Source organism: Planococcus koreensis, assembly GCF_004761975.1.
Lineage (GTDB): Bacteria > Bacillota > Bacilli > Bacillales_A > Planococcaceae > Planococcus > Planococcus koreensis.
Genome location: NZ_RQII01000020.1, coordinates 23,795 through 49,413, shown reverse-complemented (window position 1 = coordinate 49,413; position 25,619 = coordinate 23,795). Strand labels below are relative to the sequence as shown.

The following is a 25,619-nucleotide window of genomic DNA, read 5'->3' as shown; positions in this document are numbered from 1 at the left end:
TTTTTCATGTTATTGGGATCACACGTATCAATGAGCGGGAAAAAAATGCTGCTTGGTGCAAGCGAAGAAGCCCTTTCATACGGAGCAACGACTTTCATGGTCTACACCGGCGCACCGCAAAACACGCGCCGCAAGCCTATTGAAGAGTTGAATATTGAAGCGGGGCAGGCGCATATGGCACAGCATAATTTGTCGAACATCGTCGTCCACGCACCGTACATCATCAATATCGCCAATACCGTGAAACCGGAAACTTTTGAGCTGGGCGTGGAATTTCTCCAAAAAGAAATCGAACGCACGGCAGCTCTCGGCGCCAAGCAAATCGTGCTTCATCCCGGTGCCCATGTCGGCGCTGGCGTTGAAGCGGGCACTGCGAAAATCATCGAAGGCTTGAACGAAGTCCTGTCACAGGATTTTCCGGTGAACATCGCACTTGAAACAATGGCTGGAAAAGGTACGGAAATCGGCCGCAGCTTTGAAGAGCTGGCAGCGATCATCAATGGCGTGACCCATAACGAACGCTTGTCGGTTTGCTTTGACACATGCCACACGCATGATGCAGGCTACGCCATCAATGAAAACTTTGACAGCGTGCTTGCGGAATTCGACCGCATTGTTGGCATCGACCGTTTGCAAGTGCTGCACATCAACGACAGCAAAAACGTCCGCGGAGCAGCCAAAGACCGCCATGAAAACATCGGCTTCGGCGAAATCGGCTTCCAGGCGCTGCACGGCATCGTCCATCATAAGCAATTGATGCACGTGCCGAAGATCCTGGAAACGCCGTACGTCGGCATCGATGCGAAAAACAAGAAAGCGCCTTATGCGTTTGAAATCGAAATGTTCAAAAACGGCGTTTTCACGCCGGGCGTCATCGAAGAACTGAAAGCCCCTCTGTAAAGAGTGGGCTTTTTTTTATGAGTTTTATTGGTTTACAAGTGTCTGTGCTTGTTTTATACTTTTCTAATGATGTAAATCGTAATCATTATGAATTGGAAAAGAGGCAGTGTTATGAACGCGCCATTAATCAACATTCAAGACATCAGTTTTGAATACGAACAAACAAAAGCGTTGGAGAATATTTCATTGAAAGTGGAAGAAGGGGATTTTCTGGCGATTCTCGGCCCGAACGGTTCCGGAAAATCGACTTTATTGAAAATCATGCTGGGCTTGATCAAACCGACAAAAGGGAAAATCGAATTGTTCGGGACAGACTCGAAAAACTTCAAGCACCGTGAATGGATCGGCTACGTGTCGCAAAAATCCAATTCGTTCAACTCCGGATTCCCGGCAACCGTTGAAGAAGTGGTAGCTGGCGGATTGGCGAAAAAGTCCGGCTTGTTCCACCGGATGCCGAAAAATTACAAGGTACAAGTGAAAGAAGCGCTGGAAGCGGTCGGCATGGACGCCTTCATCCACCGCAGCATCAGCGAACTTTCAGGCGGACAGCAGCAGCGGATTTTTATTGCGCGTGCGCTCGTCGCCAAACCGAAAGTGCTGATTCTCGATGAACCGACAGTGGGCATCGACCATCAGAACGTCCAGTCGTTCTACAATATGCTTGCATCGCTGAACCGCGATAAAAACATCACGCTCGTGTTGGTGACGCATGACGTCGACACCGTGACCGATAAGATCACCCATGTCGCGTGCTTGAACCAGACCATCCATTTCCATGGCTATAAAGATCAGCTGGATACGATGAGCGATGAAAAGCGCAAAGCGTGGTACGGCCATTCCGTGCGGAAAATCCATCACGCCGGAGGTGCCCATTGACCATGATCGACGCTATATTTTCCTATGAATTCCTGCAGAACGCCTTTGCCGCCGGTTTGATCATCGGCGTCATTGCGCCGCTGCTCGGCGTCTTTATCGTCGTGCGCCGGCTGTCGCTCATTGCCGATGCCCTCAGCCATGTGACGCTTGCCGGCATCGCTGGCAGCTTGTACTTGAGCCAGAGCGTTGCAGCGTTTGCGCTGTTGAATCCTTTATTCCTCGGAATTGCGGCTTCCGTATTCGGTTCGGTGCTGATCGAACGCTTGCGGAGCCTCTACAAGCATTACGAAGAATTGGCGATTCCGATCATCCTATCAGCGGGCATCGGCTTCGGCGCGATTTTCATCTCGCTCGCTGAAGGCTTCTCCAGCGATTTGTTCGGCTACCTATTCGGTTCCGTCTCGGCTGTCAGCCGTGAAGACCTCGGCATTGTCGCAGGGATCGCCGTCATCGTCTTTTTGTTTATCAGCATTTTCTTCAAGGAATTATTCGTTTTGTCATTTGACGATGAATACGCGAAAGCTTCGGGACTGCCAGCGAAGTGGATCCATTTCCTCTTCATGATCGTCACGGCGCTCGTCATTGCGGGCTCCATGCGCATCGTCGGCATCCTCTTGGTGTCGTCGCTGATGACAATCCCGGTTGCAACGGCAATGCGCTTGTCGAAAAGCTTTAAAGGGACGATCATCCTGTCGATCGTCTTCGGTGAAATTTCGGTCATCGCCGGCCTTGTCACGGCATTTTACTTCGACCTGGCACCCGGCGGTACAATCGTCGTTACATCCATCATGTTGCTGCTGTTTGTCATCGGTTTCAAAAAGCTTTCAGTGTCAATGAAAAAGGGGGCAGTCGCATGAACATCGATAAAGCATGGGACATCTTAAAACAGAACGGCTACAAGGAAACATCTAAACGCACGCAGATATTGGAACTCTTCTCGCAGGACGACCGCTACTTGACGGCGCGCGACCTGCTCGACGTCATGCAGAAAGATTACCCGAGCATGAGCTTCGACACCGTCTACCGCAATTTGGCGACATTCGTCGGCTTAGGGATTCTCGAGGAAACGGAATTGTCCGGCGAACGCCATTTCCGCATGCAATGCGAAAGCGACCATCATCACCACCATTTTATCTGCATGGACTGCGGCAAGATCAAAGAAATTCCCGTCTGTCCGATGGAAATGGTCGGCGCGGCATTGCCGGCATACGAAATCGCCAACCATAAATTCGAAATCTACGGCAAATGTCCAGCGTGCAAATAATTATTTCAATAAAACATGGGGAAAGCCGGCTCAACGGATGAGCCGGCTTTTGTGTGCTGTGATGTGATTGAGAATTTTCACTGAAGGCGCGTAAAAAGTTCTGAACGTGCGTAAATCTCGCTGAACGCGCGTAAAACTTTTTGAACGCGCATAAATCTCGCTGAACGCACGTAAAAATTTCTGAACGTGCGTAAATCTCGCTGAACGCTCATAAAAATTTCTGAACGCGCATAAATCGCGCTGAGCGCGCATAGAACATTCTGAACGCACATAAACCTATCATATCGATCAATATAGACGCAAAAATGCCATCAGCGCTCAAACTGATGGCATTTAATCTTTATTTCGTCTGCAAACTACCTTCGATGGCGAATTCTTTCTCCACCCATTGCTGAGCTTCCAGCCAGTTATAGACACGGATGACGTTTTTCGGAATCGGCTCCCGGTTATAGGGAGTGTCGAATAAAATCACCGGGATGTCGAGCTCTTCGGAGATCTCGACAGCATTGTCGTGCTTGTCTTCAAAGAATAAGTCGACAGCATGCTTTTTCGCCGTTGCGATTTTATTGTGCGAACCGATCAATTCGATGTGGTCGTAATGGATCGCATGCTGTGCGAACCAGTCGACTGTGATGTCTTTGACGTTCTCGCCGCGCGCTGAGATGTAATACAACTCGTAGCGGTCTTTCCAGCTGTCCAAAATCGACTTTGCGTTTTCCGACACTGGAGAGGCAGCGTAGATCGTCGATTCGGCTCCGCGGAACCAATCGTAGAATTCGCCTCTCGGGAGGTGGGGAAGTGCTGCAGTCAAATCGTATTGCTTGATGTCGTCGAGCGTCAACTCGCTGTTGAACGCTTCATTGATGTGCGGGATCAGCGATGTCGGGCACGTTACAGTGCCGTCGATATCAATGCCGAAACGGTATCTCATTGCTTCACAACCTTATACTTCCAATTTTCCAGCGGCTTCTTTTTCAGCAGCCTGCTTGTCGAAATATTCCTGTGCGATTTTGTCGATCTCCACTTTCAATTCCTCGACCATTGTTTCCTCCGGCACTTTGCGGACGGTTTTGCCTTTCATGAACAGCAAGCCTTCGCCGCGTGCACCGGCAATGCCGATATCCGCTTCGCGTGCTTCACCCGGTCCGTTGACCGCGCAGCCGAGAACAGCCACTTTGATCGGCGCTTTGATGTGAGAGATGTATTCTTCGACTTCGTTGGCGATCGTGATCAAATCGATTTCGATGCGGCCGCAAGTCGGGCATGAAATCAATGTTGCAGCGTTTGATGACAAGCCGAACACTTTCAGCAATTCGCGCGCCACTTTCACTTCTTCAACCGGATCGGCGCTCAAAGAAATGCGGAGCGTGTTGCCGATGCCTTTTGCCAGCAAGGCGCCAAGGCCAGCAGCACTTTTGATTGTTCCTGAGTACAATGTGCCGGATTCCGTGATTCCGAGGTGAAGGGGATAATCGAACGCTTTTGATGCTTTTTCGTAAGCTTCGATTGCCAGACTGACATCTGAAGCTTTCATTGACACGATGATGTCATGGAAGTCCAGGTCTTCAAGGATTTTGATATGGTGCAACGCACTTTCGACCATGCCGTCAGCCGTTGGGTAGCCATATTTTTCAAGGATTTTACGCTCCAATGAACCGGCATTGACGCCGATTCGGATCGGGATGCCTTTTGCTTTACATGCATTGACGACCGCTTCCACTTTTTCACGGCGGCCGATGTTGCCCGGGTTGATGCGGATTTTGTCGGCGCCTTGTTCGATTGCGATCAACGCCAATTTATAGTCAAAATGGATGTCAACAACAAGCGGGATGTTGATGCGTGCTTTGATTGCACCGATTGAATAAGCTGCACGCTCATCCGGGCAAGCGACGCGGACAACCTGGCATCCCGCTTCTTCCAAACGCAGGATTTCAGCGACTGTCGCTTCGACGTCGTGGGTTTTGGTTGTTGCCATACTTTGAATGAATAATTCATTGCTGCCACCGATTGTCAGGTCTCCGACTTTAACGGGGCGTGTTTTTGTACGGTGAATAATTTCACTCATCTAAAATTCTCTCCTTTTTTGGGAGGCCGGTAAATTAGCGCCAGCCCGCATTTCTGCTACTCGAAGCGTCCCTAATTTGTTCCATTACCTATAGCCATTTTAGCAGTCTATTCCTATAAAAGACAAGAAAGACGGTTACACACCTGTGTTTTTAGCAGGAGGGAGCTTCGGATAATAGCCCACCGCCAAGTAAAGATAAGCGATCGTCAACAAGCTTGTCAGCCCGGAAATCCAGAAGCCGGCATCCAAGAAGCTTAAACCGAATGAAATAAATGTCGGAACCGTGACAGCCAAAGCTGCCGTCCGCCACAAATGGCGGTATTCGCCGCGGCGCTTTCTTATAGAAAGAAACGACAAGCCTACGAAGGCGAAAAGGCTGATTTTCACAAAATGATAAATGGTCGTTGACACAAACAAGAAGATGAAAGCGAACGGGTAAAGAAGCCATTCGATTTCTTCCACAAACTCCAGCAATCCTTCTACATTGCTCGCTGTATCGCTCAAGCCGGATGCCAATCCGATAAACGAAATGAGTGTCATGACGGCAATGACGGTAAATACAAAGCGGAGAATGCGGCCGATTGTCATAATACGGACGGCTGCCTGTTTTTTAGGTTCCATTAAACTAGCCTTGAATAATTGAAAAATATTCACGAACATCGCCCTTTCTATATATACCTTTATCGTACCACGGCAGAACGAGAATATTTTTCCGCTTTGTTACGGGAATGTAAATTTTAAATAAAGGTGTTTACAATTCAATAGTGAACTCCTCATAATAGACTAGGTGTGAAATCGCAAATACAGGAGTTGAATGTTTAAGTGGAAACAAATTGGCAGGAAATGCTCTTTATCTTCTTCGGAGGGCTAGGGATCTTTCTATTCTCCATTAAATACATGGGGGATGCATTGCAGAAAGCTGCGGGCGATAAGCTTCGTGGAATTCTAGACCGATTTACAACCAATCCTTTCATGGGCGTTTTGGTCGGGATTGTCGTTACAGTTCTGATTCAATCGAGTTCAGGAACTACCGTCATCGTCGTCGGTCTTGTAAGCGCCGGATTTATGACGCTAAGACAAGCAATAGGCGTTATTATGGGGGCGAATATCGGGACGACCGTTACAGCGTTCATTATCGGCCTTGATGTTGGTGCCTACGCGTTGCCGATTATGGCAATTGGTGCTGCAATGATTTTCTTCTTTAAAAAGAATCAAATCCAAAATATCGGCCAAGTTATTTTCGGTTTCGGAGGCCTATTCTATGGTCTAGAGCTGATGAGTGATGGCATGAAACCTTTGCGCGAGTCCCAAGCGTTTATTGATATGACCATTAATCTCAGTGAAATGCCAATACTAGGCGTTCTAGTTGGTACTATTTTTACCGTTATTGTTCAAAGTTCAAGTGCGACTGTAGCCATTCTGCAGGGTCTATACGCCGAAGACATCTTGAACTTGCAGGCATCATTGCCGGTCTTGTTCGGAGACAATATTGGAACGACCATTACAGCTGTTTTGGCTGCTCTAGGGACGTCTATCGCTGCGCGCCGTGCAGCCGCAGTCCACGTTTTATTTAATATAGTGGGCACGATCATTTTCATGATTCTCATCATTCCTTTCACTGCTTATGTCCAATGGATTTCGGGCGTGTTAGCGCTTGAACCGAAGATGCAGATCGCATTCGCCCACGGTTCATTCAACGTTGCAAACACGATTATCCAGTTCCCATTGATCGGTGCATGGGCATACTTGGTCACAAAAGTGATTCCGGGTGAAGAAGTGCTGATCGAGTTCAAACCGAAACATTTAGATCCGAACTTTATCGAAGCTTCTCCTTCAATCGCACTTGGCCAAGCTAAAGAGGAAATCCTCCGCATGGGCCAATACGCAGTCCAAGGCTTGGAAGAATCGTATGCTTATTTGAAAACAAAGAGCAAGAAAAATGCTGAAATGGGTTATCAATTGGAAGATGCAATCAATAACCTGGACAGCAAAATCACAGATTACCTTGTGTTGATTTCTGCAGAATCATTGTCAGCTGGCGATTCAACCCGCCACACAGTGTTGATGGAAACAGTGCGCGACATTGAACGGATCGGCGATCATTTCGAGAACATCATCGAATTGATCGACTACCAGGAAAACAACCGTGTCATCCTTTCAGAAGATGCTTTGGAAGACCTGACGGAAATGTTCACGTTGACGATTGCTACTGTGCAAAAATCACTTGATGCATTAGACACAACGAATCATGAATTGGCACGCGAAGTAGCAGAGCAAGAAGACTTAATCGACAAAATGGAACGCAAATTCCGTAAAAAGCACATTTTGCGTTTGACTGAAGGACAATGTTCAGCGCAAGCCGGAATCGTCTTTGTCGACATCGTCAGCAACCTTGAGCGCATCGGCGACCATTCAGTGAATATCGCAGAAGCCATCTTAGGCAACCGCGCATAATGAAACACTCCCTTTCATCGCTTTACATTTTTTAAAATGTGGGGCACGATGAAAGGGAGTTTTCTATTTAATAGGAGGAGTGACATGGAAATAATCGGGTGGGTGCTTGTGCTGCTGTTTTTCGCCATCGGATTTATCGGGCTAGTTTATCCGATCATCCCGGCAGTTTTATTCATATTCGGAGGTTTTCTTATTTATGGGCTGTTTTTCGATTTCAGCGAACTGCCTTGGTGGTTCTGGCTGATCCAGTCGCTATTCGTCATCTTGCTGTTCGGCGCTGATATGCTCGCCAATGCTTTCGGCGTCAAAAAGTTCGGCGGTTCAAAAGCAGGGTTATGGGGCAGTACGCTGGGGCTCCTCATCGGTCCGTTCGTCATCCCGATCGCAGGCATTTTAATTGGCCCTTTCCTCGGCGCCATTCTTGCGGAACTGGCTGTAAACCGTTCAACGCCTAAGCAGGCGGTCAAATCGGGTGTCGGTTCGGTAGTAGGGTTCATCACTTCGGTATTCACGAAAGGCATCATCCAGATGGTCATGGTTGCGTTGTTCTTCTTCGTCATCTGAAGTCGGCCAAAAGTCTGATTAAACGGACAGCTCATGCATTTTGATTGTAACGGTCCGGAAACTTTGATAACCTGTAAAGGTAGACAATTAGACTCAAGGAGGAATTTAATCATGGCTTATGAATTACCGGAATTACCTTACGCGTATGACGCACTTGAACCACATATCGACAAAGAGACGATGAACATTCACCACACGAAACACCACAATACTTATATCACAAACGTAAACGCTGCATTGGAAGGGCACGATGACTTGGCTTCTAAATCAGTTGAGGAATTGATCGCTGATCTGGATGCAGTACCTGAGTCAATCCGCACAGCAGTACGCAATAACGGCGGCGGACATGCGAACCACTCACTTTTCTGGCAGTTATTGTCTCCTAACGGCGGCGGAACTCCAACAGGTGCACTTGCTGAAGCAATCGACGCTAAATTCGGCAGCTTTGATGCATTCAAAGAAAAATTCGAAGCTGCTGGCAAAACACGTTTCGGTTCAGGCTGGGCTTGGCTGATCGTTTCTAACGGCGAATTGGAAGTTGTATCGACTCCAAACCAGGATTCACCGGTAATGGAAGGCAAAACACCGGTTCTTGGAGTAGACGTGTGGGAACACGCTTACTACTTGAAATACCAAAACCGCCGTCCTGATTACTTGGCGGCTTTCTGGAACGTAGTAAACTGGGATGAAGTTTCTAAACGTTTCGAAGCAGCAAAATAATTGTAAATAATTGAAACTTTACACACACTTTTTCGTCAGAAAAAGTGTGTGTTTTTCTATGTTCGATGATATACTAACAAGTGCATATTTTGGCGGAAGGAGTGCGCAAAAAATGAATACCCCCCAGAAAAGACGTGTTTCGCTTGCGAAAGCAAAACTGAAATCACATACCGTCTTTCGGATGAATGTCCTCTTTTTCTCCATATTCCTGCTATTTTCTGTGTTGATTTTAAGATTGGGTTACTTGCAGATCGTCAAAGGCGAGGATTACACTCGGGCGTTGGCGCGGACAGAAGAAGTCCCGGTCAATACCAGTGTTCCGCGCGGCCGTATTTTTGATAGTGAAGGCCGAGTCCAAGTGGATAACAATCCCGTGAACGCAATCACGTATACAGCGATGCAGACAACGAAGAGGGAAGAAATGCTTGAAGTGGCCACGGAACTTGCGAAGCTGATTGAAAAAGATCCTAAACGGGTCACGTTGCGTGATAAACAGGATTTTTACATAATGCTGAACGGTGAAAAAGCAGCAGCAAAAGTGACCGATGAAGAAAGAGCGGCAATTGCAGCTGAAGACATTATAGAAAAAGAGAAAAACCAGAAAATCGATGCGCTCGTGCGAGAAAAAATCACTGATAAAGAACTGGATAGCCTAACAGCGGAGCAATTGGAAACCTTGGCGATTTTCCGTGAAATGACGTCAGGTTATGCGTTGGCTCCACAAATCATCAAAAATGAAGACGTGACTGACGCTGAATTTGCACGCGTTTCCGAGCGGTTGACAGACCCGAAATTAAAAGGCGTCAATACGGTTACTGACTGGAAGCGTGTCAAAACAAGCGACTTGACGATTCTTGGCAGTACCACTACACCGGAACAAGGGATTCCAGCAAACCGGCTGGATTATTACTTGGCGCGTGATTACTCGCGCAATGACCGCGTCGGCGTGAGTTTCCTCGAACAATTCTATGAAGAAGAATTGCAAGGGCAGAAATCCATCGTCAAAAACATTACCGATGGCAAAGGGCGCGTTGTTGAGACCGTTCCTGTTGATGAGGGCAAGCCAGGCAAAGACCTTGTCTTGACGATCGATTCCGAAATGCAAAGCGCTGTGGAAGATATTGTCGAAAAGTATCTGCTCGAACTGAAGGCTGGACCGAACTCGCAGCTGGTGAAAGACGCTTATGTTGTTATGATGGACCCGAGGACTGGCGAAGTCATTTCGATGGTCGGCAAGCAGCTCGGAAAAGATGATAATGGTAAACAAATTGTCCAGGATTATTCATTCGGTGCCATTACGGCAGCTTATCCAAGCGGATCTGTCGTTAAAGGTGCTACCCTGCTGACGGGCTACCACGAAGATGCCGTGGAGTTGAACCAAGTGATGATTGATGAACCCTTGCAATTCCCTGGTGCAACGATGAAAGGTTCCATCTTTAACCGGACGATGTTCAATCGGATTCCCCTGAGCGATTTGCAGGCAATCGAGCGTTCCTCAAACGTTTATATGTTTAAAATCGCCCTAGCTTTATCCGGCAATACGTATGAATACAATCGCGGATTCAGCGTCAAACCGGAATATTGGGAAACAATGCGCAATTCATTTGCGCAATTCGGGCTCGGCGTCCAAACCGGCATCGATTTGCCGAACGAAGGCACTGGATTTGCTGGTGATTATACGAAAGTGCAGCCGGGTACGTTCCTGGATTTGGCAATCGGCCAATACGATACGTATACGCCGATGCAGCTGGCACAATATATTTCCACGATTGCCAATGACGGTTACCGCATGAAACCGCATGTCGTCAAGGAAATCCGCCAGCCTTCGGATGATGGCCAATCGCTCGGCCCAATTGAAACGGTCATCGAGCCGACGGTGCTGAACCGCATCAATAATACTCAGGAAGAAATCGACCAAGTGAAAAAAGGGATGCGCCTCGTGTATTCCGGCAACTCCGGTTCGGCTCGTTCGTTCTTCAACGATGCTCCGTATGAAGGTGCAGGGAAGACTGGTACCGCTCAGATTAAGTATTACGATGATAAGGAAAGCCCTTTCTATACAAAGGATTCCGTCAATACGGCACACGTTGGTTTTGCACCTTACGACAATCCGGAAATCGCTTATGCTGTGATGATCCCTTATATCACCACCAATCCGAGCCAAGTGCCAACGGTAACGCATAAGATTGCACGCGAAGCGGTTGACAAATATTTCGAAATGAAAAACAAAGAATCCTCAGAATCGACTTCAGTTATTAAAGAACCTTATTCAAAGAAAGTGGTTGAAGAAGGCGAAGAAGACGAAGCGATAGCCGAATAAGAAAAGCGCAGGCGCATGGAAATCCCATGCTGCCTGCGCTTTTTTGCGTTTACAATTTCTTAACATTGCCTTTATATCTACTCAACATTAAGGGTTTATAGTAAGCATTGTAAAGCAAACATAAACTTTAGGGGGAAACGTCAAATGAGAATTTGGAAATACGCAATGGCATCAACAATCCTTGGATCTGCACTTGTACTGGGAGCATGCGGTGGCGGCAACGCTACTGAACCTGGTGAAGAGCCAAGCGGCGAAGCTGGACAGGCGACAGGGTCGGTAACTGGAGACGGTTCTTCGACTGTAGCACCTATCTTGGAAGCTCTTGTTGAAGAATATGCTGGAGTTGAGCCAGACGTGCAAGTGACTGTTGGAACATCCGGCACAGGCGGCGGCTTCGAAAAATTCGTCCAAGGCGAAACTGATTTCTCAAATGCATCACGCCCGATCAAAGAAGAAGAAATTGCAAGCCTTGAAGAAGCAGGCATCGATTACACTGAGTTTTTGCTGGCGTATGACGGATTGACTGTAGTTGTCAGCCAAGAAAATGACTGGGTCGAAGATTTGTCAGTAGAAGATCTGAAAAAACTGTGGATTGAAGACGGTACGACTAAAAAATGGTCAGACATCAATCCGGAATGGCCAGATGAAGAAGTTGTCTTTTATTCTCCTGGGACAGATTCTGGCACATACGATTATTTCAATGAAGTAATTCTTGAAGAAGAAGATTTGGTCAGCTCAGCGACATTGTCAGAAGACGATAACACGCTCGTGCAAGGCGTCCAAGGCGATAAAAACGCAATCGGCTTCTTCGGCTATGCTTATTACGTTGCAAACAAAGACACGTTGAAAGCTGTAACAATCGGTGGAGTTGAGCCGAACAACGAAACAATCGAGTCAGGTGAATATGCTCCCCTGTCACGCCCGTTGTTTACTTACGCTAAAAATGAGTCGATGACTGACAACGAAGCAGCTTACAACTTCATGCAATACACGATTGAAAATGCAGGCGAAATGGCTGACGCTGTCGGCTACGTAGCAGCACCAGAAGAAGAGTATGAAAAAGACATGGAAGAATTGGAAGCTTTGAAAAAATAAATACGATAAAGTTCTAGTAAAAGGGTGAGCAGCCACTGCTCGCCTTTTGCGGTTGAAAGGGGATTCGTTATGCGTACATCTGTGCAGGAAATGATCGCGCAGTCGAAAGGCAAGAAAAACAAGAAGTTCATTGAAAAAATCATTCCGTGGATTTTATTGCTGATTGCTTCAGTATCTGTATTGACAACAATCGGCATCGTTCTGACATTGATCATCGAAACCATTACGTTCTTCAGACGCGTTTCGGTATTCGACTTTGTCTTCGGCACGACATGGCTGCCGTTTTCGAATAAAGAAGAGTTGTATGGTATCTTGCCGCTGATCGTGGGGACGTTGAAAGTGACGTTGATAGCGGTAATCGTAGCTGTGCCTATTGGCATCTCGGCTGCCATCTACTTGAGTGAATATGCCAGTGAAACGGTGCGCCGCATCGTCAAACCGGTGCTTGAAGTATTAGCGGGTATTCCGACAATCGTCTACGGCTTTTTCGCCTTGACTTTCGTGACGCCGCTTTTACAAACCTTTTTCCCGGAAATCAAAATCTTCAATGCGATTTCCCCGGGGATTGTCGTTGGCATCATGATCATTCCGATGATCGCTTCACTTTCGGAAGACGCAATGTCAGCAGTGCCAAGATCGATTCGCGACGGCGCATTGGCAATGGGTTCCACTAAATTTGAAGTCGCTTGGAAAATCATCGTGCCGGCCGCCTTGTCAGGCATCATCGCATCCGTTGTGCTTGCGGTATCGCGCGCAATCGGAGAAACGATGATCGTATCGCTTGCCGGTGGTTCAACACCGAAATTTGACGGCGATTTTGCAGGGTCGATCCAAACGATGACAGCCTATATCGTCCAAGTTTCAAAAGGGGACGCAGGATACGGAACAACAATCTACTATTCCATCTATGCAGTAGGATTTACATTATTCCTATTCACCATGCTGATGAACATCCTCGCCCAATACGTTTCAAAACGTTTCAGGGAGGAGTATTAATATGAGATACGTCGAACAGGAAAAAGTCATAAAACGCATGAACGGCCGATTGGTCGTTAACACAATATTCAAAGGGCTTTTCATGGCAGCGACACTCTTGGCGCTCCTGGCTCTGGTTGTCCTGCTGTATCGCATCATAACTCAAGGAGCCAGCCATTTATCACTGGATTTCCTAATGAATTTCGCTTCACGTTTTCCAGAAAAGGCTGGCATTAAGGCCGCGTTGATCGGTTCGCTTTGGCTAATGGCAGTTGTCGCGCCGACATCAATCATTCTCGGCGTCGGTTCTGCCATTTACCTCGAGGAATACGCAAAGCAAAACAAGTTGACGACATTCATCCGCTTGAACATCTCGAACTTGGCGGGCGTGCCGTCGGTCGTGTTTGGTTTGCTGGGCTTGACGATCTTCGTCCGTGCCTTTTCACTCGGCAACAGCATCCTGGCTGCCGGATTCACAATGAGCCTCTTGATTTTGCCGGTCATCATTGTTGCTTCACAAGAAGCGATCCGTTCAGTGCCAAAAGAATTGCGGGACGCATCACTTGGCATGGGAGCAACTAAATGGCAAACTGTTGTCAACATCATTTTGCCAGCAGCCATTCCAGGCATACTGACAGGAAGCATCTTGGCGTTATCGCGCGCCATCGGGGAAACGGCGCCGCTTATTGTCATCGGCATCCCGGTTATCATTCAGTTTCTGCCTAGGGGCGTATTCGATACATTTACAGCATTGCCGATCCAGATTTTCGACTGGGCAAGCCGCCCGCAGCAAGAATTCCAAGTGGTGGCTGCAGCCGGTATCATCATCCTGATGATTTTCCTGCTGATCATGAATTCAATTGCGGTCATCATCCGCAATAAATTCCAAAAACGCTATTAAAGCACTTTATGCGGAAGGGGTTTCAACATGACAACGATTAAAACAGCTTTAACCAAAAAAGAGCCTGTCCAGAAAACGGACAAAAAGTCTGTTTACTTAACGAAACAGCTGAACCTTTGGTACGGAGATAACCACGCACTCAAGAACATCGATTTGGACATCAAAGAAAACGAAGTAACGGCCATCATCGGGCCATCCGGCTGCGGCAAGTCGACTTATATCAAAACCTTGAACCGCATGGTTGAATTGGTGCCATCGGTTAAGACTTCCGGCCAGATTTTGTATCGCGACCGCAATATTTTCGATAAGGATTATGGCGTGGAAGAATTGCGCACTCGGGTGGGCATGGTATTCCAGAAGCCGAACCCGTTTCCGAAATCGATTTATGACAACATCGCTTACGGGCCGCGCATCCATGGCATCAAAAACAAGAAAATCCTGAACGAAATCGTGGAGAAGAGTCTTCGCGGCGCAGCAATTTGGGAAGAAGTAAAAGACCGGCTTGACGAGAATGCCTATAGCCTGTCAGGCGGCCAGCAGCAGCGGATCTGTATCGCGCGTGCATTGGCGATCGAGCCGGACGTCATCTTGATGGATGAGCCGACTTCAGCATTGGACCCGATTTCAACATTGAAAATCGAAGAACTGGTGCAGGAATTGAAAAAGGACTATAGCATTATCATCGTCACGCATAATATGCAGCAAGCAGCACGGATTTCTGATAAAACAGCGTTCTTTTTAAACGGGGAAGTAATCGAATACGACGACACTGATACGATTTTCTCCAATCCGTCCGATAAACGGACCGAAGACTATATTTCAGGCCGATTCGGCTAAGAGAGCGAGGAATAGAAAAATGTCAGTACGCGAAAAATTCGATTATGAATTAAACTCTGCCCAAGAGCAGCTGATTTTATTGAGCAATATGGCGGTGAACGCATTGACGAAAGCAGTCAATGCACTTGCATCGCACGATATCGACGCTGCGCTTGAAGTGATTGAAGATGATTCGGACATCAACCAGCTCGAAGAAGAAATCAATGACCGGGTGATTTTGCTGATTGCTAAACAATCGCCGGTCGCAACGGATTTGCGCCGCCTGATCGTTATCATCAAAGTGGCAACGGACATGGAGCGCGTCGGTGATTACGCGGTCAATATCGCGAAAGAAACGATCCGCATCGGCAAAGAGGAATTGCTTTCGCCGATCCATGAAATCCAGCAAATGCACGCTTTGGCGACAGCGATGCTGACGCAAGTCATCGAAGCGTTCGTCGAAGAAGACGTCATCAAGGCAAAAGAAATCGCTGAACTTGACGACCAAGTCGACGCGCTATACGGCGAAGTCATCAATAAATTGATGCTGGCAGGAGCGCAAAATCCTGAAAAGATCAGCCAGATCACCCAGCTCGCTTTCGTTTGCCGCTATATGGAACGATCAGCGGACCATGCAACGAATATCGCAGAGCAGCTGTTCTACCTTGTGCGCGGACGCCATTACGATTTAAATAAATAAGATCTTTCCCCGGACAGTTGTGCCGGGGAATTTTATTTTTGCAGGAGCCGGTAAAAGTTGAGGAATATCGGTAGACTTTCCGGCTGGATGTGCTATAATTATTAAGTCGTATAGATCATGCTTATTTACAACCGATCTTTGAAAGAATTAGGAGGGATACCGATGCGTGTTAACATCACTTTAGCTTGTACAGAATGTAGCGAACGTAACTACAGCACTGTTAAAAATAAGCGCAACAACCCTGAGCGTCTTGAAATGAAAAAATATTGCTCACGTGAAAAGAAAATGACTCTACACCGTGAAACGAAGTAATTGTTTGACTGCCAAAACCTCAAGGGGTTTTGGCTTTTTTCTTTATATAGGGCTGAGTTTAGGCAATAGGTGAGCCCGGCCTTATATAAAGAAAGAATATACATAGGAAAGGAAGATTGGGTTATGGAGAAATCCGCGCAACGGAATTTGGTATTGGCGAAACTGAAAGAAATTGATGCAGAAAAACATACGGCGATGTCGGCGGCAATTATTGAGGGCTTGGCTGCGGATCCTGTTTTTAAATCCGCGAATATTATCGGCCTGACCATTTCGGCTCATCCTGAAGTTGACACGAAAAAGCTCATCGAGCGGATCTGGCAGCAAGGGAAGCAAGCGGCTGTGCCGAAATGCATTCCAAAAAGCAGAGGCATGGATTTTTACATCATCGATGATTTCAGCCAACTTGAAGTAGTTTACATGAATTTACAAGAACCGAAGACGTCTATTACGCGCTACGCCGCACCCGATAAAATCGATTTGATGATCGTGCCAGGCGTCGTTTATTGCCGGGAGGGCTACCGCATCGGTTTTGGTGGCGGCTATTACGACCGCTATCTTGCAGGATACGGTGGGCACACGAGGTCGCTTGCATTCGGTGTCCAATTGGCAGAAGCAATCGAAACCGAAGCTCATGATATTCCTGTGGAAGGCATTTATACGGAAAAGGGTTATATTGAAACGGGGAAGGTGCCGCGTTGAAGACATTATATGATGTGATGCAATTGTTGAAGCGCTACGGTACGTTCATATATACCGGCGATTACCAGGCAGACCTGGAAATGATGGAAGATGAGATCAAGGAGTTGTACCGCTTGCAATTTATTACGCCGAAAGAATATTCAACGGCTTTGTTGATTTTAAGGCAAAAAAGTTCAAGCCGAAAAAAATAAAATTCAAAAAAAGTGAAACGTTTCGAGGTTTGAAACGTCTTATAACGGGGAGTCCTATTATAGAAGCATCTCACCAGTATAACGCAGGTTTGTAGAGTGGACATAAAGGGCGCAATAAGATATTGTAAAGTATGATTTTCATCAATAAAACATGATTTTTAATAAAAGGAGGATATGCCGGATGTTTAAAAAGGAATGGCCTAAACATTCTATCCTGGCAATCGCCATCATAGCTACTTGGCTCAAAACTTATATTGTTTATAAAACGAGTTTTTCCATTACCATTGATAATGCATTGCAGGAATTTATATTATTTCTCAACCCACTGAGCCTTTTGTTGTTCGTTTACGGGATTTCGTTGTTCTTCAAGAGCGATAAGCTGAAAAACCGATACATTATGTCGGTCGCGATTGTCACGTCGATCATCTTGTACGGCAATGTGGCTTTTTATCGGTTCTTCAGCGATTTTATCACGCTTCCAGTCCTGTTCCAGACCAATAACTTCGGTGACTTGGGGTCAAGTGCTTCAGAAAGCATCTTTTGGACAGACATCGTATTCTTTGCAGATGTCATCATCATTTTTGCTGCCATCAAGTTGCTGAACATCAAACCTTCAGCGAAAGACCTGACAGCTGCCCAGCGTAAATCGTACCTGATTTTATCTGCAGCCGTGCTGTTCTTTAACCTTGGCTTGGCAGAAACGGAGCGCCCTCAATTATTGACGCGCAGCTTCGACCGCGAAATGCTGGTAAAAAATATCGGAATGTACAATTACCATCTTTACGATATTTACATCCAATCCAAATCTCAGGCGCAGCGTGCACTCGCTGACGGCTCTGAGCTTGTCGAAGTGAACAGCTACGTTCAATCGAACCAGCCGGATCCATCCGAAGAAATGTTCGGAGCGGCAGAAGGCAAGAACTTGATTGTCGTAACGCTCGAATCGCTTCAGTCGTTCGTCATCAATGAAGAAATGAATGGCCAGACGGTCACGCCTTTCCTCAACGAATTGACGAAAGATGACGACACGATTTATTTCCCGAATTTCTATCACCAAACCGGACTCGGTAAAACGTCCGATTCGGAATTCCTATTGGAGAACTCACTGTATCCGTTAAGCGGAGGCGCGGTGTTCTTCACGCATAGCGGCAATACGTATAATTCCATGGCTGAAAGCCTAGGAGAAAACGGCTACCACACGGCTGTGCAGCATGCCAACACGAAGAGTTTCTGGAACCGCGATATGATGTACCAATCGCTGAATATCGAAGAATTCCAGGACGTTGAAAGCTATACAGTTGGCGAAGGCGACGCCGTAAACTGGGGCATGAAGGATATTCCCTTCATGGAACAGTCGGTTGACCTGATGGCTGAAATGCCGGAACCGTTCTACAGCCGTATGCTGACGCTGACCAACCACCATCCGTTCTACTTGGATGAAGAAGACATGCTGATTGATGAATATGATTCGAATTCGGGTACACTGAACCGTTACTTCCAGACAGCACGCTACCTGGATGAAGCAGTGAAAACGCTATTTGCTGAATTGAAAGCGAAAGGCCTTTACGAAAACTCCGTAATCGTCATGTACGGCGACCATTACGGCATTTCAGAAAACCACAACGAAGCGATGGAGCAATACCTGGGCAAAGAAATTACGCCTTATGAGTCTGCACAGCTGCAAAAAGTGCCATTCTTCGTTCATATCCCGGGATCGGATAAAGGCTATGTCGAAGAAGAAGTTGGCGGGCAAATCGATATGCGCCCGACAATCATGCACTTGCTTGGCATGGAAACTGAAAAAGACATGCAGTTCGGCGGCGACCTGTTTTCTAAAGAGCATGAAGAATTCGTCGTGTTCCGTGATGGACGATTCGTCACTGACAAAAATGTCTATGCAGGCAATGTCTGCTACGACAGCGAAACCGGGGAAGAAACGGACATGGCGCAATGCCAGCCTTTCATCGAGCCGGCTCTGCAGGAACTCGATTATTCCGAATCGATCATCAATGGCGATTTGCTCAGATTCTATGACGAGAAAAACGGCCAATTGATTTTGACAGAGGAAGAAGAAGCCAAGCTTGAACAAGAACAGCTCCAAAAAGAAGCTGAACTGAAAGAATAAAACAAATTTCAACGAAAACCGTCCCCGCACAATATGTGCAGGGACGGTTTTTTCATTTGATCATTCACTGCCTGTTTTTAGCAAAAATAAAAAGCCGATGCATTCGCATCAGCTTTCAGGGATTAGTGCAGGCTTGGTGGATATCCTTGTGTAATGATGGTCGCTACTGTGAAAGCACCGAAAATCACAAACGTACCGAAGTTAAAAAGGAATCCTAAAATTTCTTTGTTTTTTAAGGTTTGTACAGAGCCAATTGCCGCTAATACAGCAATTAGACCAAAAATAACCATAAGCAAGTTCATCTATGACACTCCCTTCAACTTTAACAGCCAGTGCCGTCTTCTTCTCTTTTATTGTAAAGAAATTCCGGATGTTTGTCGAGAGATAATATTGTCAGACCGATGAACTCTGAAATGCTATAATTTAAACCGAGGTGAAGAAAATGCTGAAAATTAACCAAATGGAATTAGGACCGGTCCAAACCAATTGCTACATCATTTCGAATGATGCCAAAGAATGCCTGATTTTCGACCCGGGCGAAGAAGCGGATAAAATCATCGGGTTTCTTCAGAAAAAACAATTGACGCCAGTGGCGATTTTATTGACGCACGCGCATTTCGATCATATTGGAGCGGTGGACACGCTAAGGGAGAAATACGAAATTCCCGCCTATCTGCATAAACTGGAGAAAGAATGGCTGGGCAAGCCCAATCTGAACGGCTCAGGCAAATATTCAATGGTGCCTGATTACCGGTTGAAAGATGCGGATATTCTGCTCGACGGAGAAAAGCAGCTGGAAATCAACGGCTTCAAGATGGATGTTTTCCATACACCCGGCCATTCGCCAGGAAGCGTGTCTTATTCGTTCGGACAAGAAGGCTTTGCGATAGTCGGCGATACATTGTTCCGCGGCAGCATCGGGCGGACGGATCTTGTAGACGGTTCTGAGAAGAAGCTCCTGCAGTCGATCAATGACTCGCTATTGACCTTGCCGGAGCACATGATCCTTTACCCAGGCCACGGGCCGGAAACAACACCAGAGCAAGAGAAGCGATCAAATCCATTCTTGCGCGGTTAAAAATGCATAATAAAAAAGCGGCCAAGCTTGGCCGCTTTTTGCTTTTGATTTCGTTAATTAATGTCCAGCTCCGGGAATATGGATGAACGTTGTGTAATACGTGAATCCTACGAAGAATACAGTTAAGTAAGCTGCGAAAATGTACATGTACATGCGTTCAGAAATATTTAAGAATCCAAGAAGTACAAAAAATCCAGTGTTAGCGACCATTAATAATGATACTTCCACCATATCGCCTACATAAAACAGAACTGCAAAAATGCCAGTCCACCATCCCATTAATTTGAACATCTTATCCATGGGTAATCCCTCCTTTGCCACAACACAATAATCTCTTATTTATTATATAGGAAACGGAGTGAATGTGTAAACAGCGAGATGACGATTCTTTGTGACAAACAAGTGTATGAATTTTCCAAGGTGTTTAATTTGAAAAAAATTTCAAGTATATATACCGCTTCGGACGCTTTGGGCAGTTCAAAGATTATTGCTCCTGCGCAAGCTCGTCGCAAAGGAGTTGCCAAAAGTAACTGGCACTCCTTGGCTCTCGCAATGAGCCGAGAAGAACACTCGTCTCATTGCTAAGAACTTTCTGCTTCTGCATCGCTTCGCTAGCTTCGAAGCAAAGGAAATGGTCCAAATTCCATTTGGCCATCTCCTTGCCTAGCCCTTGGCCGCGCCTCCGCTCAGATATCTCTATATATGGGGTAAAAAGCGGAGAAAAATTTACTGTTCCTAACGGGCCGTGCACTTCGTTGCAAAGTCATCTCCCCAATTCTTGAGTCAATACCTTTTCAGCTGTTTTGCAGAATATTGACTATGGTAAATTATTTGTTCAATTTTTGTGTTTAAGAAAGGTTAAAAATATTGTGGAAAATGAGATTTGGCACGGATACGGCGATCAAAAATTTATTTTGGCACATTCTATTTCCTTCTGAAAAAACGCCGGTTATACTATGGGGGAACAGGGCGGCGGCTCTTGTTCAAAACTCAGGACAGGAGGCGGCTATGCAGGAAATCGTTGAACGCAGATGCATCCAGCTGCTCGCCCAAGCGGCAGAGAGCGGCACCACAGACATCCACATCAAACCCGGCCCGACCGGCTACGACGTCTCTTTCCGCACGTTCCATTCGTTGCGGCAAGTGATGAAAATCCCCCTTGACCTTGGTGATCGCATGATTGCCTATTTCAAATACCTTTCCCTTTTAGATATGAGCGAAAAAAGAAAACCCCAAACCGGCTCTTTCCATCTCCCGATTCAAGAACTTCCATATTATTTTAGAATATCAACGCTGCCTTCTGTCTTGACGAAAGAAAGTATTGTCATCCGTGTGATGGCAGAAGAAGTGGCGCGCAGCATCCATGAATTGGCCGCTTTCCGGGATTCCGCACGCCTTTTGGAAAAATTGTCGGAAGCGGACCAAGGGTTGATACTGCTCACTGGCCCGACCGGCTGCGGAAAATCCACGACTTTGTATTCGCTATTGAAGCATTGCGCAGAAAAACTCAACCGCAATATCATCACACTGGAAGACCCGGTCGAGCGCAAGAACCAGTCGATTCTGCAGATCCAAGTAAATGAAAAAGCTGGGCTCAGCTACGCGGCCGGCCTGAAAGCCATTTTGCGCCACGATCCGGATATCATCATGATCGGTGAAATCCGCGACGCTGACACCGCCCAGATTGCCGTGCGGGCTGCGTTAACCGGCCACTTGGTCTTTTCGACGATCCATGCGCGCCATTCAGTTGGCTGCCTGCACCGCCTGCACGATCTTGGCGTGTCTTTTGAAGACATGGCCCAAACGCTTATTGCCATTTCCGCACAGCGCATAGTGCCCGTCTACGCGGATATCGAACAGTCCAGTGCCGCTTACCGGGCACTGTATGAAATACTTCATGGAGAACGGCTCGATGAAGCGCTGCAGTCCGCAAAAAATCAGCAGCTGTACGTATTGCCCGAGCATTTATCATTTGGAGGCCAGATCCGTGAGGGGGTGAAAATCGGTGCCCTTGAAGCTTCTGCAGAGAAATAAGCGAATCGTCTTTCGTGACCGCGAAAATTTTCTGTCCCGGCTAGCCGTCCTCTTACGGGAAGGCTATCTGCTGCCGACAGCGCTGACGCTTTTGCTGCCGATGCACACGCCAAAACTGGATGAAGCATTGAACGGCGTGACATCGATTCTAAAGGGCGGCGGAAACGCGGCAGAGATCTTGAAATTCCTGGGCTTTAAAGACAATGTACTATTCCCGGTTGAAATAGCCGAACACCACGGGCGGCTTCCGGAATCGATTGACAGCATTTCGAAAAGCTTTTCCCGGACCGAACAAGTTCAGAAAAAGCTGCGCAATATTTTGGTTTATCCCGTCTCGCTGCTGTTTTTCACTTCCGGTTTGTTCCTGTTTTTCCGCACAAGCTATGTGCCGAACCTTGAAAAGCTGATGGCCTCGCTGAATGCAGACGGTGAAGGTTCGGGCGTGCCGGCCTATCTGCTGAACCTTCCGGATTTCTTCATCGGCTGTTTTGCTATTGCCGGCATCGGCGCGTCTGCTTTTGCGGCGATGTTGAAGAAAATGGGGCCGGTGCAAAAAATCGCTTGGCTGACGCGTCTTCCAGTATTGCGCAAGATCATGATTTTCTATTGGTCGCATCTGCTGTCGCGGGAACTGGGAACGCTGCTCCACAGCGGCATCTCGCTGCAGGAATCGCTGCAGCTGCTGCAAAAACAGAATCACCATTCGATTATCCAATTCATGGCGGAAGTATGCCACAGCGAAGTCGTGACAGGCGTGCCGCTGTCCGATGCATTGCGGCGGCATCCGTTTTTCGCGCCAGACATGGCGGCGTTTGTCCAGCACGGAGAGATGGCCGGATTTTTAGGCAAGGAATTGATCCTTTACAGCGAAGTGATGATGGAGAGGATTGAAGCCCAGACACAGCGTCTCTTGAAAATTATCCAGCCTGCTTTTTTCATCATGATTGCGGCGTGCATTATCGGTGCTTATTTAGCGATTCTGCTACCGATGTACAATTTGGTCCACACTATCTAAGGGGGAAAAACCATGCGTTTTATTAAAAATCAAAAAGGATTTACACTAATCGAAATGCTTATCGTCATGTTGATCATCACTGTCTTGATTGCCATCGCCATTCCCAATGTCACCAAACAATCAGCATCGGTCGATGAAAAAGGCTGCAAAGCTTTTGTCCACATGGTTCAAGGGCAAGTTGAATCTTACCGCATGGATGAGAAGGCGGTGCCGACGCTGGAAAGCCTTGTGTCAAACGGCTATTTGAAAGATGGCGAGACAAGCTGCCCGAACGGCGACACCATTAATATCTCAATTGACGGTGTCGTGTCATCGACAGCTTCTTAAAGCAAAACGGCTTTACGCTGCTGGAAATGCTGCTGGTGCTCAGTTTACTGATGACGGTATCGCTGATAGCAGTGCCGTCATATCAAGCAATGGCGACGGACAGGGAAGAACAGCGCTTTTTCGACAGTCTGATGCGCGACATCTATTATGCCCAGAGCGAATCGTATCGGACGAATGCACCGGTTATGGTGGTGTTTCGGGAAACAGAAGGGCGATATGAAGTCGTCCAGTCATTCAAAGCGATATTGCCCCCGCGCAAGCTCCCGGCAACTGTCAAACTGAAAGCTACAAGCAATCTGAAGGCGGTGTCTTTTTCTGCCAACGGTTCTGTTACGGCTGCGGGCACCTTATTATTCGATACGAGCGATGGCGAGAAATCGCTGATCGTCCATATCGGCAAAGGGAGGCTGGTGTTTTCTGGATGAAAACGGTTTTTCATGGCCGGAAACAATGCTGAGCCTGGCCATGCTTTTCATGATGTTCGGCACGCTGCTTCCTGTGATGCAAGAGCTGCAGCAATCGCTCCACGCGAAAAAAGAGCGGCTCGCCGCATATGAAACCTTGCATGAAGCCGCAATCGAGATTGCGGGATATGGCGTAGCAAGGGGTGAACGGAGATCAGGAGGCATACTTTACCGATGGGAAATGGCAGAACAGCTTTGTGTGTATTACGATGATTCCCGGAATCAAGAACATAAGGAGTGCATCGAATGAACCGAGTGGCGGACGAAAAAGGCTTTACGTTTCTCAACTCGCTTTTTGAGCTGCTGCTGCTGATGATATTTCTGCCGCTCATTGTCTTGTTCTTTGTTTTTATACGCGGCTTTTTCGAAGAAGCCGATCCCCGGACAGCGGAATGGTTTTTGTTCGCAGGGGAATTGCAAAGCTATTTATCGGGTGCAGAATCGCTTGTGATCATCAATAATGGCGCAGGCGTAAGAATTGTCCAAGGGGGAGATGAATACGATATTGAAAGCTATGACAAGTTCATCCGCAAGCAGAAGTTTCGGCTAGGGCATGAAGTCATGCTGACGGGCATCAAAAAGACCAGTTTTTCTTTGCGCGGCCACAGCCTGCTGCTGCAGGCGGAATTCACCGATGGCATAATTTTGGAGGAGGAATATGTTTTCACGCAGCCTTAGATGCGAAAAAGGTTCGATTTATCCAGTGTCCGCAGTCTTTTTCCTTTCCGCCCTTATCCTCATGTCGCACGCAGTAACTGTTTATATTATTCAATATAAGACGTATGACAGTTTGGAAAATTTGCACAGACATGCTACGATACAACTACTAAAAGAAATCGCGCAACATAAAATACCTGAGTAGCAGGATGCAATGGGTGGTAAGATGAAAAGAATATATTTGGTCGGATTTATGGGCTGCGGCAAAAGTGCAGTCGGCAGAAGGCTCAGTTTTTTATTGAAAATCCCTTTCTATGATATGGACAAGGAAATCGTCCGGCAGACTGGAATGGCGATCCCGGAAATCTTTGCGCAGTTTGGCGAAGAACATTTCAGGGATCTCGAAACAGAGTTTTTGAAGAATTTCAGTCACGACAATTGCATCGTTTCCACAGGCGGTGGTGTATCGATGCGTGAAGAAAATCGCAAGATCATGCGGGCTACAGGGCTGGTGCTTTTCCTCGACGCCCCATTCAGGGAGATTTGGAGGCGGATCCATAAAGATCCGAACCGGCCGATTGTCCGCAACTCATCACGGGAAGAGATTGAAGCGATGTTTAAAAAACGGTACCGTTTCTATAAAGAAGCGGCGCATATTACAATCCGCACCGAGTTTCGCACGCTGCGGCAGATTACGCAATACGCTGCTTTTCAAGTGAACCGCCTAAAAGGCGAATGATTTAATTATCAAATTAATAATCGTTCGTGTTTGATTAGTTCTATTAAAAAAGATTGCGCTTCTGCTTATACAATGTTAGGATATAGACAAAGTTATACTATTCTGTATAACGGTTTGGACCAAACATTTGATTTGGGCGGATGAGTGCACGGGGAGAGAACGCGAAAGCGTCGCCGAAGGAGCAAATGACAATATGTCATGAATCTCTCAGGCAAAAAGACTCGTGCAGGACGCATCTCTGGAGAACGCTGCTCAGCAGCTACCAAAGAGGAAAGCCGTAAAGGTAAACTTTCAGGTTCCAGGACAGAGATTTCCCTATTGTAGGGGG

The 25,619-nt window shown here is 47.0% G+C and carries 30 protein-coding genes and 1 riboswitch; of the genes, 25 read left to right on the top strand and 5 right to left on the bottom strand.

The window, feature by feature from the left end; translation table 11 throughout:
- Positions 1 to 6: 6 nt before the first annotated feature.
- From EGV91_RS05035 to EGV91_RS05020, 4 genes are all read left to right on the top strand, one after another.
- Positions 7 to 900, top strand: coding sequence for a deoxyribonuclease IV (locus EGV91_RS05035; RefSeq protein WP_135501299.1), 894 nt, complete (start codon positions 7 to 9; stop codon positions 898 to 900).
- A 111-nt stretch (positions 901 to 1,011) separates the two neighbouring features.
- A complete protein-coding gene (locus tag EGV91_RS05030; RefSeq protein ID WP_135501293.1) occupies positions 1,012 to 1,776 on the top strand; it encodes a metal ABC transporter ATP-binding protein in 765 nt (254 codons plus the stop codon).
- Positions 1,777 to 1,778: 2 nt separating this feature from the next.
- Positions 1,779 to 2,633, top strand: coding sequence for a metal ABC transporter permease (locus EGV91_RS05025; RefSeq protein ID WP_135501297.1), 855 nt, complete (start codon positions 1,779 to 1,781; stop codon positions 2,631 to 2,633).
- Positions 2,630 to 3,040 carry a Fur family transcriptional regulator gene (locus EGV91_RS05020; RefSeq protein WP_135501291.1) on the top strand — a complete coding sequence of 137 codons (411 nt, stop codon included), beginning with the start codon at positions 2,630 to 2,632 and terminating at the stop codon, positions 3,038 to 3,040. Before EGV91_RS05025 ends, EGV91_RS05020 begins: the two co-directional genes overlap by 4 nt.
- A 340-nt stretch (positions 3,041 to 3,380) precedes the next feature.
- Here the strand turns inward: EGV91_RS05020 and EGV91_RS05015 are convergent, their stop codons facing one another.
- The 3 genes from EGV91_RS05015 to EGV91_RS05005 form a co-directional block, all read right to left on the bottom strand.
- On the bottom strand, positions 3,381 to 3,971 hold the full coding sequence (locus EGV91_RS05015) for a hypothetical protein (RefSeq protein ID WP_135501289.1): 591 nt from the start codon (positions 3,969 to 3,971) through the stop codon (positions 3,381 to 3,383).
- A gap of 12 nt (positions 3,972 to 3,983) precedes the next feature.
- A complete protein-coding gene (gene ispG / locus EGV91_RS05010) occupies positions 3,984 to 5,105 on the bottom strand; it encodes a flavodoxin-dependent (E)-4-hydroxy-3-methylbut-2-enyl-diphosphate synthase (RefSeq protein WP_135501287.1) in 1,122 nt (373 codons plus the stop codon).
- Positions 5,106 to 5,240: 135 nt separating this feature from the next.
- Positions 5,241 to 5,726, bottom strand: a complete 486-nt coding sequence (locus EGV91_RS05005) for a DUF1189 family protein (protein ID WP_241666106.1) — start codon at positions 5,724 to 5,726, stop codon at positions 5,241 to 5,243.
- Between the two features lie 201 nt (positions 5,727 to 5,927).
- Between EGV91_RS05005 and EGV91_RS05000 the strand changes: the two genes are divergently transcribed.
- The 13 genes from EGV91_RS05000 to EGV91_RS04940 all read left to right on the top strand — a co-directional run bounded on the left by EGV91_RS05000 (position 5,928) and on the right by EGV91_RS04940 (position 18,977).
- A complete protein-coding gene (locus tag EGV91_RS05000) occupies positions 5,928 to 7,559 on the top strand; it encodes a Na/Pi cotransporter family protein (protein ID WP_135501283.1) in 1,632 nt (543 codons plus the stop codon).
- A gap of 84 nt (positions 7,560 to 7,643) precedes the next feature.
- Entirely contained in the window at positions 7,644 to 8,123 is a 480-nt protein-coding gene (locus tag EGV91_RS04995) for a DUF456 domain-containing protein (protein ID WP_135501281.1), read from the top strand.
- A gap of 111 nt (positions 8,124 to 8,234) precedes the next feature.
- Positions 8,235 to 8,843, top strand: coding sequence for a superoxide dismutase (locus tag EGV91_RS04990; RefSeq protein WP_135501279.1), 609 nt, complete (start codon positions 8,235 to 8,237; stop codon positions 8,841 to 8,843).
- Positions 8,844 to 8,955: 112 nt separating this feature from the next.
- A complete protein-coding gene (locus EGV91_RS04985) occupies positions 8,956 to 11,163 on the top strand; it encodes a peptidoglycan D,D-transpeptidase FtsI family protein (RefSeq protein ID WP_135501277.1) in 2,208 nt (735 codons plus the stop codon).
- Between the two features lie 144 nt (positions 11,164 to 11,307).
- Positions 11,308 to 12,258 carry a PstS family phosphate ABC transporter substrate-binding protein gene (locus EGV91_RS04980; RefSeq protein WP_135501276.1) on the top strand — a complete coding sequence of 317 codons (951 nt, stop codon included), beginning with the start codon at positions 11,308 to 11,310 and terminating at the stop codon, positions 12,256 to 12,258.
- 69 nt (positions 12,259 to 12,327) lie between these two features.
- Positions 12,328 to 13,254: a phosphate ABC transporter permease subunit PstC gene (pstC, locus tag EGV91_RS04975; protein WP_135501274.1), complete on the top strand. Its 927-nt coding sequence runs from the start codon at positions 12,328 to 12,330 to the stop codon at positions 13,252 to 13,254.
- A gap of 1 nt (position 13,255) precedes the next feature.
- The gene (gene pstA / locus EGV91_RS04970) at positions 13,256 to 14,134 is read left to right on the top strand and encodes a phosphate ABC transporter permease PstA (protein WP_135501272.1); all 879 of its coding nucleotides are present in this window, start codon (positions 13,256 to 13,258) and stop codon (positions 14,132 to 14,134) included.
- Between the two features lie 27 nt (positions 14,135 to 14,161).
- A complete protein-coding gene (gene pstB, locus EGV91_RS04965) occupies positions 14,162 to 14,971 on the top strand; it encodes a phosphate ABC transporter ATP-binding protein PstB (protein ID WP_135501270.1) in 810 nt (269 codons plus the stop codon).
- A gap of 19 nt (positions 14,972 to 14,990) precedes the next feature.
- Positions 14,991 to 15,650: a phosphate signaling complex protein PhoU gene (gene phoU, locus EGV91_RS04960; RefSeq protein ID WP_135501268.1), complete on the top strand. Its 660-nt coding sequence runs from the start codon at positions 14,991 to 14,993 to the stop codon at positions 15,648 to 15,650.
- Positions 15,651 to 15,812: 162 nt separating this feature from the next.
- Entirely contained in the window at positions 15,813 to 15,962 is a 150-nt protein-coding gene (gene rpmG, locus EGV91_RS04955; RefSeq protein WP_036809376.1) for a 50S ribosomal protein L33, read from the top strand.
- A 123-nt stretch (positions 15,963 to 16,085) separates the two neighbouring features.
- A complete protein-coding gene (locus EGV91_RS04950; protein WP_135501266.1) occupies positions 16,086 to 16,661 on the top strand; it encodes a 5-formyltetrahydrofolate cyclo-ligase in 576 nt (191 codons plus the stop codon).
- Positions 16,658 to 16,852: a YqgQ family protein gene (locus EGV91_RS04945; RefSeq protein ID WP_135501264.1), complete on the top strand. Its 195-nt coding sequence runs from the start codon at positions 16,658 to 16,660 to the stop codon at positions 16,850 to 16,852. The genes EGV91_RS04950 and EGV91_RS04945 overlap by 4 nt, the downstream gene beginning before the upstream one ends.
- A gap of 181 nt (positions 16,853 to 17,033) precedes the next feature.
- Positions 17,034 to 18,977 carry an LTA synthase family protein gene (locus EGV91_RS04940; protein WP_135501262.1) on the top strand — a complete coding sequence of 648 codons (1,944 nt, stop codon included), beginning with the start codon at positions 17,034 to 17,036 and terminating at the stop codon, positions 18,975 to 18,977.
- A 122-nt stretch (positions 18,978 to 19,099) separates the two neighbouring features.
- On the opposite strand, the gene EGV91_RS04935 is transcribed toward EGV91_RS04940, so the two are convergent.
- A complete protein-coding gene (locus tag EGV91_RS04935; RefSeq protein WP_135501260.1) occupies positions 19,100 to 19,279 on the bottom strand; it encodes a DUF2759 domain-containing protein in 180 nt (59 codons plus the stop codon).
- Between the two features lie 140 nt (positions 19,280 to 19,419).
- Here EGV91_RS04935 and EGV91_RS04930 point away from each other — a divergent pair, with 140 nt between their 5' ends.
- Positions 19,420 to 20,055, top strand: a complete 636-nt coding sequence (locus tag EGV91_RS04930; RefSeq protein ID WP_135501259.1) for an MBL fold metallo-hydrolase — start codon at positions 19,420 to 19,422, stop codon at positions 20,053 to 20,055.
- 57 nt (positions 20,056 to 20,112) lie between these two features.
- Here EGV91_RS04930 and EGV91_RS04925 read toward each other — a convergent pair whose 3' ends face one another.
- Entirely contained in the window at positions 20,113 to 20,355 is a 243-nt protein-coding gene (locus EGV91_RS04925; protein ID WP_135501257.1) for a DUF2626 domain-containing protein, read from the bottom strand.
- Between the two features lie 708 nt (positions 20,356 to 21,063).
- Between EGV91_RS04925 and comGA the strand changes: the two genes are divergently transcribed.
- From comGA to EGV91_RS04890, 7 genes are all read left to right on the top strand, one after another.
- On the top strand, positions 21,064 to 22,089 hold the full coding sequence (gene comGA / locus EGV91_RS04920; protein ID WP_135501255.1) for a competence type IV pilus ATPase ComGA: 1,026 nt from the start codon (positions 21,064 to 21,066) through the stop codon (positions 22,087 to 22,089).
- A complete protein-coding gene (comGB, locus tag EGV91_RS04915) occupies positions 22,061 to 23,104 on the top strand; it encodes a competence type IV pilus assembly protein ComGB (RefSeq protein WP_135501253.1) in 1,044 nt (347 codons plus the stop codon). Before comGA ends, comGB begins: the two co-directional genes overlap by 29 nt.
- A 12-nt stretch (positions 23,105 to 23,116) precedes the next feature.
- Positions 23,117 to 23,431 carry a competence type IV pilus major pilin ComGC gene (comGC, locus tag EGV91_RS04910; RefSeq protein WP_135501250.1) on the top strand — a complete coding sequence of 105 codons (315 nt, stop codon included), beginning with the start codon at positions 23,117 to 23,119 and terminating at the stop codon, positions 23,429 to 23,431.
- Entirely contained in the window at positions 23,416 to 23,856 is a 441-nt protein-coding gene (gene comGD, locus EGV91_RS04905) for a competence type IV pilus minor pilin ComGD (protein WP_277751535.1), read from the top strand. Before comGC ends, comGD begins: the two co-directional genes overlap by 16 nt.
- 40 nt (positions 23,857 to 23,896) lie before the next feature.
- The gene (locus EGV91_RS04900) at positions 23,897 to 24,145 is read left to right on the top strand and encodes a hypothetical protein (protein WP_135501246.1); all 249 of its coding nucleotides are present in this window, start codon (positions 23,897 to 23,899) and stop codon (positions 24,143 to 24,145) included.
- The gene (gene comGF, locus EGV91_RS04895) at positions 24,142 to 24,573 is read left to right on the top strand and encodes a competence type IV pilus minor pilin ComGF (protein WP_135501244.1); all 432 of its coding nucleotides are present in this window, start codon (positions 24,142 to 24,144) and stop codon (positions 24,571 to 24,573) included. Before EGV91_RS04900 ends, comGF begins: the two co-directional genes overlap by 4 nt.
- A gap of 205 nt (positions 24,574 to 24,778) precedes the next feature.
- Complete coding sequence (locus EGV91_RS04890) at positions 24,779 to 25,291, top strand: shikimate kinase (protein WP_135501242.1); 513 nt, start codon at positions 24,779 to 24,781, stop codon at positions 25,289 to 25,291.
- Between the two features lie 140 nt (positions 25,292 to 25,431).
- Positions 25,432 to 25,524, top strand: a riboswitch (glycine riboswitch).
- The last annotated feature ends 95 nt before the right edge of the window (positions 25,525 to 25,619 follow it).

Excerpts from the sequence above, each read along its gene's own strand:
- rpmG (WP_036809376.1), top strand. The coding sequence starts at position 15,813 with ATGCGTGTTAACATCACTTTAGCTTGTACAGAATGTAGCGAACGTAAC.
- EGV91_RS05035 (WP_135501299.1), top strand. The coding sequence starts at position 7 with ATGTTATTGGGATCACACGTATCAATGAGCGGGAAAAAAATGCTGCTT.
- EGV91_RS05005 (WP_241666106.1), bottom strand. The coding sequence starts at position 5,726 with ATGGAACCTAAAAAACAGGCAGCCGTCCGTATTATGACAATCGGCCGC.
- EGV91_RS04930 (WP_135501259.1), top strand. The coding sequence starts at position 19,420 with ATGCTGAAAATTAACCAAATGGAATTAGGACCGGTCCAAACCAATTGC.
- EGV91_RS04935 (WP_135501260.1), bottom strand. The coding sequence starts at position 19,279 with ATGAACTTGCTTATGGTTATTTTTGGTCTAATTGCTGTATTAGCGGCA.
- EGV91_RS04980 (WP_135501276.1), top strand. The coding sequence starts at position 11,308 with ATGAGAATTTGGAAATACGCAATGGCATCAACAATCCTTGGATCTGCA.
- EGV91_RS05025 (WP_135501297.1), top strand. The coding sequence starts at position 1,779 with ATGATCGACGCTATATTTTCCTATGAATTCCTGCAGAACGCCTTTGCC.
- comGF (WP_135501244.1), top strand. The coding sequence starts at position 24,142 with ATGAACCGAGTGGCGGACGAAAAAGGCTTTACGTTTCTCAACTCGCTT.
- EGV91_RS05030 (WP_135501293.1), top strand. The coding sequence starts at position 1,012 with ATGAACGCGCCATTAATCAACATTCAAGACATCAGTTTTGAATACGAA.
- EGV91_RS05020 (WP_135501291.1), top strand. The coding sequence starts at position 2,630 with ATGAACATCGATAAAGCATGGGACATCTTAAAACAGAACGGCTACAAG.
- EGV91_RS04940 (WP_135501262.1), top strand. The coding sequence starts at position 17,034 with ATGTTTAAAAAGGAATGGCCTAAACATTCTATCCTGGCAATCGCCATC.
- EGV91_RS04985 (WP_135501277.1), top strand. The coding sequence starts at position 8,956 with ATGAATACCCCCCAGAAAAGACGTGTTTCGCTTGCGAAAGCAAAACTG.
- phoU (WP_135501268.1), top strand. The coding sequence starts at position 14,991 with ATGTCAGTACGCGAAAAATTCGATTATGAATTAAACTCTGCCCAAGAG.
- EGV91_RS05015 (WP_135501289.1), bottom strand. The coding sequence starts at position 3,971 with ATGAGATACCGTTTCGGCATTGATATCGACGGCACTGTAACGTGCCCG.
- comGC (WP_135501250.1), top strand. The coding sequence starts at position 23,117 with ATGCGTTTTATTAAAAATCAAAAAGGATTTACACTAATCGAAATGCTT.
- EGV91_RS04950 (WP_135501266.1), top strand. The coding sequence starts at position 16,086 with ATGGAGAAATCCGCGCAACGGAATTTGGTATTGGCGAAACTGAAAGAA.
- EGV91_RS04925 (WP_135501257.1), bottom strand. The coding sequence starts at position 20,355 with ATGGATAAGATGTTCAAATTAATGGGATGGTGGACTGGCATTTTTGCA.
- EGV91_RS04995 (WP_135501281.1), top strand. The coding sequence starts at position 7,644 with ATGGAAATAATCGGGTGGGTGCTTGTGCTGCTGTTTTTCGCCATCGGA.
- EGV91_RS04900 (WP_135501246.1), top strand. The coding sequence starts at position 23,897 with ATGCTTTTCATGATGTTCGGCACGCTGCTTCCTGTGATGCAAGAGCTG.
- pstA (WP_135501272.1), top strand. The coding sequence starts at position 13,256 with ATGAGATACGTCGAACAGGAAAAAGTCATAAAACGCATGAACGGCCGA.
- EGV91_RS04890 (WP_135501242.1), top strand. The coding sequence starts at position 24,779 with ATGAAAAGAATATATTTGGTCGGATTTATGGGCTGCGGCAAAAGTGCA.
- pstC (WP_135501274.1), top strand. The coding sequence starts at position 12,328 with ATGCGTACATCTGTGCAGGAAATGATCGCGCAGTCGAAAGGCAAGAAA.
- EGV91_RS04990 (WP_135501279.1), top strand. The coding sequence starts at position 8,235 with ATGGCTTATGAATTACCGGAATTACCTTACGCGTATGACGCACTTGAA.
- ispG (WP_135501287.1), bottom strand. The coding sequence starts at position 5,105 with ATGAGTGAAATTATTCACCGTACAAAAACACGCCCCGTTAAAGTCGGA.
- pstB (WP_135501270.1), top strand. The coding sequence starts at position 14,162 with ATGACAACGATTAAAACAGCTTTAACCAAAAAAGAGCCTGTCCAGAAA.
- comGA (WP_135501255.1), top strand. The coding sequence starts at position 21,064 with ATGCAGGAAATCGTTGAACGCAGATGCATCCAGCTGCTCGCCCAAGCG.